Genomic DNA, 4869 nt, shown 5'->3' with positions numbered 1-4869 from the left:
CCAGGTTCAAAGAAGCGGCAGCAGTTCCGCCCTTCGGCCTTTGCACGATAAAGGGCTGCATCAGCGCGCTGTGCCAAAGCGTCAGCTTCCCAGTCACCGGGTAAGCCCATGGCCACCCCGACGCTACAACCCACCTGAACTGTTATGCCTCGAAGGTCGAATGGTGTCCCCAAAGCCGTGACAACCCGCTCCGCCAAAGCATGAGCACCTTGCTTGTCATCAACCCAAGCCGCGATTACGAATTCATCACCGCCAAGCCGAGCTACGACGTCGGTTTCACGTGACGCGCCTAGTAGCCGCTTTGCCACCAACTGCAACAAGGTGTCACCTGCTGCATGACCATGAAGGTCATTGACAGGTTTGAAGCGATCCAAATCGATCATCAGAAGCGCGATGGGGTGCTTTCTTCGGGTCGGTCCCGCCAGCATCTCACTCAGCCTCTCCTGTAGCCTCCTACGATTTGGTAAGCCGGTTAGCGCGTCATGTGTTGCCGAATGAAGGAGAACAGCCTCCTGTGCCGCGCGCCACCGCCGACCGGCTTGCAAGGTCAGAAAGATCAGGCACACGCTGGTCAGTGTGCCGAAAGCAACGATCACACCTAGATCGCGCCACCACTCTGCCCAAACAGCGGACAGACTCAGAGCGGACACGATATACAGCGAATGTTGACCGACCCGACTGAAGGCGACTAGCCGCTCGGTCCCGTCGGACCGTAATCCCATTTTGAGCAGACCGCTGTCGGCCGAGTTGATGGCTTGCACCAGCTCGCCGTTTACGGGCGATGCAGTTTCGAACGTAGATGCTGGCGAAAACTGAGCCAGAGACTGTCCATCCGTGCGTAGAAGCGCGAGGCGAATGCTCCTGCCAGCTACAAGCGTCTCCCAGTGACGTTGAAAATACTCCGGCAGGAAAGAACCAAAGACGATGCCATCGAACTCCCCATTGGGGCCAGCGCGGCGGCGTGTCATGGTAAAGGCCAGCTTGCCAGAGATACGGCTCACAATGGGGTCACCGAAAAGCGGTCCTGCTTCACCAGCCGCGTGGCGCTTGAAGTAGGAACGGTCGGTGATTGGAACCGCAGGGGCAGGAAAAACCGTGCTAACGGCTGCGATAAGCCCGTCGGGTGTTACCAGGTGGAGAGCCGCAATCTGCTCAATCTGCTCGTCAATGCTACGAAGGTCGTGATGCAGGGCCTGCTGTCGACGCAGGATAGTGTCCCAAGCTAGACCGTGCACTCGATCTTCAATGCGGTCGAGCACCAGCAGGTTAGTCTCGGTCACCTTCAATGCGTGTTCCCGGGCCAGCGCGGTGGTGCGCTCAAGGGTATCGTGGGCCGCAGTCATAAGATGTTTGTGGTTTTGCCAAGCAGCGGCTGCGGTCACTAGCCCAGGAACCGCAATCGAGGCGAGCAGCAAAAGACGCCAATAAAGTGTGACTTTACGAGCCGCGGCGGAATGGAAAGGAGCCACAAGACACCTCCGGGTAGGTTCGCATCACTCTCAGCCCGGAACGGTAACATCAACCATAATCTGGGAAATTTGTGCCTAATCCAGCATGCGGTAGGAAGTGAAATTGGCAGAGCTGGTGCGGCCCGCCCGGCAGAGCCCGTTCCACCCCCCGCCGGATCGAGGTCTGTCCGTCGCTGATCACCCTCCACCGGCACCCCGATCGCCGCCGCCACCTCGGCGGGCAAGGACGCCAGGTCCTCGGCCTGGCCTGACAACAGGCTGCGCGCCAGCAGTACCTCGCCCAAGAGGCACTCGCGCACCACCCAGAGCACCTCATGACCCACATTCGGCTACATGCCGTCCAGCGCCAGAATGGCCCTCCCTTGCTCTGCCAGAACGCGACGCAGCCGCCGGGTATTGGTCAGCGAGGTGACCAGCAACTCGTCATAGCGGTCCAGCAGCTTGGTGAAGCTCCGCTCGGCAGTTTCCACTCCGCGCCGCTGCAGGGCGGCATGGATCTCCGGGACGCTGCGGTGATCCTGGTGACGCAGCACCCCTACCAGCGCCACCACGTCCAAGCCGAACTCATGCTGGGGCAACATCATAGCAACGGCTCGAGGTCGCCGAGGCGTGGTCACCCTCGCCATGATCCGCCTCATGCTCCATCGCCTGGCTCACCACAACCGCAGGCGACTTCCTGCTCCAGCCCGGTAGGTGTCAAAACAGCCTGTCAGGCCAGCAGGGAAACCCCGGCGCTGATCCCGCGCCCGTTCGCTATGGCGAGCATCCGGAGGACGAGGTCCCGCCGTACCAGCAGGGCGGCGTGCCGCGCCGCCTCCTCGGACATGTCCGCCTCCACTAAGGAGGCCACGCTGCCGTCCAGCATGTCCGCTAGCCGGCCCAGGAACGCCTCCTGCAGCCCAATCCTCGCCTCCACCGAGCCGAAGTAGGTCGCGGCCTTTGTCGCGGTTAACAGCGCCGCATCGACTTTGCCCAGGAGCCTCGCAAGGTCGTCCCCGGGACCGCGCACCGCTAGCAGCGCGTCGCCGTCGGGCAGGTGGTCCGCCCTGATCCTCAACGTGCCGCCGTCGCTGTCGACTTGGAGGTTATCGCCGGCGGAGGCCGCCTGGGCACTGAGACCCAGCCCGGCCTGGGCACCGGTCTCGAGCCGGAGGCCGTCTAGACCGAAGTAGTCGCTCGCGCTCAGCCTCAGCTCGTCCAGGCGGGCGAAGCTCTCCCCGTCCTCCTCGAACAGCACCGGCGTCGGACCGCCGCGATTGATCTGGATGATCTTGCTGCCGACCACCTGCCCGTCCCTCACGCCCTCGACCGTGACGGCGAGGCCGTCCACGAAGGCGGAGCTGAGGTCCGCCCCTAGCGCGCCGAACCTGCCGCCGTCGGTCCGCCGGATCACCATTGGCGTGCCTGCGGACCCGGGATAGTCGTCCCAGGGCGTGCCGGGGTAGTCGGCCCCCCACCCCCGCGCCTCGGCGAAAAAGGCTATGTTGCCGCCGGAACTCGCAGCATATCCCGTGCTGCCGTCCGGGCGGTACACTCCCGTCTTCGACCAGTCGAAGCCCTCGTAGCCACCGGCGAGCGCCGCCTCGTCGCCCATCGCGAGCGGGACGTCGTCAAAGTCAATCCTCCTCGCGGACAGCAGCGCGTCCCGCAGCGCAGTCACGATGGCGGCTGCCCGCACGCCGGGAACGCCGACCTCGTCACCGTCGACGTTGATCTCCACGGCGGTCGGGGAGCCGACGCCGTCTGTGGACCGCACCGCCCCGGTCTCCCCCTGGCCGACCCTGAGAGTGACGGTCCTGGCCACGCCGGCGAGCCGGTATTCAAGGGTGATGGCGTCCCCCAGGAGCAAGGGGCGCCCGTCTCGGAAGGTGAAAGTGGCCTCGGAGGCGCCACGCAGCTCGGCGTCGCAGGGCGCCGACAGATCGAGATCCCGCAGCGGTGCCAGGGCGCCGTCGAGCGTGAGGTCCTGCCCTGCGACATCGAGGTACTGCGGTTGGTCACGCCCCGCGGCGTTCCGCGGAACCGCCGACAGGATCGGCACCACCTGCCCGCCCCCGAGGAGGTTGACGCCGCGGAAGGCGGATGATGCCACGATGGTCTCGACCTGTTCCCGCAGCTGGTTGATCTCGTTCTGGATCAGCCCCCTGTCGGCCAGCGGGCCTTGGGCCTCGATCAGCTTCGCCCGCATCTGGCCCACCAGGCCCGTCACCCGCTCGGCGCCAAGGCGCGCCGCGCCGATCATCGCGGTCGCCGCGGACAACTCGCTCACGACGGCCCTGGCGACGGCCGCGTCTGAGCGCATTACGGTGGCGGCCGCCCAAGCGGCGGGGTCGTCCTTTGCCGTACTGACCCTCAGGCCGGTGGCTAAGCGGACCGAGGCCGCTCGGAGCGCGGCGGCGGCCGTGTTTAGGGCGCGCGCCTGGGCCCCGACGCGACCGGCCTGCGTCCGCGCTGCGCCCAGCGCGGCTAGAGCCGTGATCGAGTCATTTGTGCGGAGCGCGTTGATAAGGCACCTCTGCTTTCACCAGCGCCCTAGCCGGACCGACCCGGAGCAGAGCGGCGTCCCGAACCCGGGTCCGGGAGGGCCGACCGGCTGCCGGTCCCGCCCCACACACCACCCGAGGATCGGCCGACGATCCCCGCCGGCACAGCCATTGAACGCATTACGAGAAATCATTACAAGAAACATACGCGGGAGGTGTGTCCGATCTGGAGGGGCGCGATTGCGGGACGAGGGGCGCGGTCTGGCGAGTTAGCCACGCAGCTGGCAATGGCGGCACAGAAGCGCAGCAAGGCGTCCAAGCGCCGGACCAGCACGATGAAGGCTGTCGGCCGCGAACGGCGGCCACGTTGGGCTCGGCGGCACCAGTTCGCTGAGGCCGTAGGCAAGCGGCGTGTAGGGATACCGCTACTGTTATCACCGGCTGCGCGGACACCGAGCTTCCCACCCGAGAGCGAGGTAGTTGACAGGCCCTTCGACCTAGACACCCTCGCGCAACGGATCGAGGCGGCATTGGCGAGATCTTGAGGGCCGTCGGGGCCACTGCTTCGGTGTGGGGTGCGGCACGGTTCGATGAGACAGCCGACTGCGGTAGAGGTCACCGCAACCGGAGGTCAGACCGATGGACCAGAACCACAACGACGAGCCCGCGGGGGCGCCGGCGTGCGCACAGAACGCTGACGCCGGCGCCTCCACGAGCGGTGCCGGGCCAGAGCGTCGCAACTCTGCCCGGCGCAAGCTGGCCGCCGTCACCCGGCTGCTGCGCGGTGAGCCGCTGGAGACCGTGGCCCGCGAGTTCAACGTCACCGTCGCCCGCCTGAGCGAGTGGCGCGACCGTGCCCTGGTTGGGGCGGAGGCGGCGATGAAGGAGCGCGAGCGCGACAGCCGCGATGAGGAGTT

The 4869-nt window shown here is 65.9% G+C and carries 3 protein-coding genes and 1 pseudogene; 1 reads left to right on the top strand and 3 read right to left on the bottom strand.

What is annotated here, in order from left to right; translation table 11 throughout:
* The 3 genes and pseudogenes from EP26_RS34235 to EP26_RS29790 all read right to left on the bottom strand — a co-directional run.
* On the bottom strand, positions 1-1469 hold a 1469-nt coding region (locus tag EP26_RS34235), incomplete at its 3' end, for a sensor domain-containing diguanylate cyclase (RefSeq protein WP_157033938.1).
* An 82-nt stretch (positions 1470-1551) separates the two neighbouring features.
* Positions 1552-2116 (bottom strand): annotated as a pseudogene (locus tag EP26_RS37910) (ISNCY family transposase); the annotation flags it as partial.
* A 62-nt stretch (positions 2117-2178) separates the two neighbouring features.
* Positions 2179-3930, bottom strand: a complete 1752-nt coding sequence (locus EP26_RS29790; protein ID WP_281177146.1) for a flagellin N-terminal helical domain-containing protein — start codon at positions 3928-3930, stop codon at positions 2179-2181.
* 661 nt (positions 3931-4591) lie between these two features.
* Here EP26_RS29790 and EP26_RS29785 point away from each other — a divergent pair.
* On the top strand, positions 4592-4869 hold a 278-nt coding region (locus tag EP26_RS29785; RefSeq protein WP_043344877.1), incomplete at its 3' end, for a helix-turn-helix domain-containing protein.

It is taken from the genome of Belnapia moabensis DSM 16746, assembly GCF_000745835.1.
In the GTDB taxonomy this organism is placed as follows: Bacteria; Pseudomonadota; Alphaproteobacteria; order Acetobacterales; family Acetobacteraceae; genus Belnapia; species Belnapia moabensis.
Note: the sequence above shows the minus strand (reverse complement) of the source record. Positions and strands in the feature narration are given on the sequence as shown.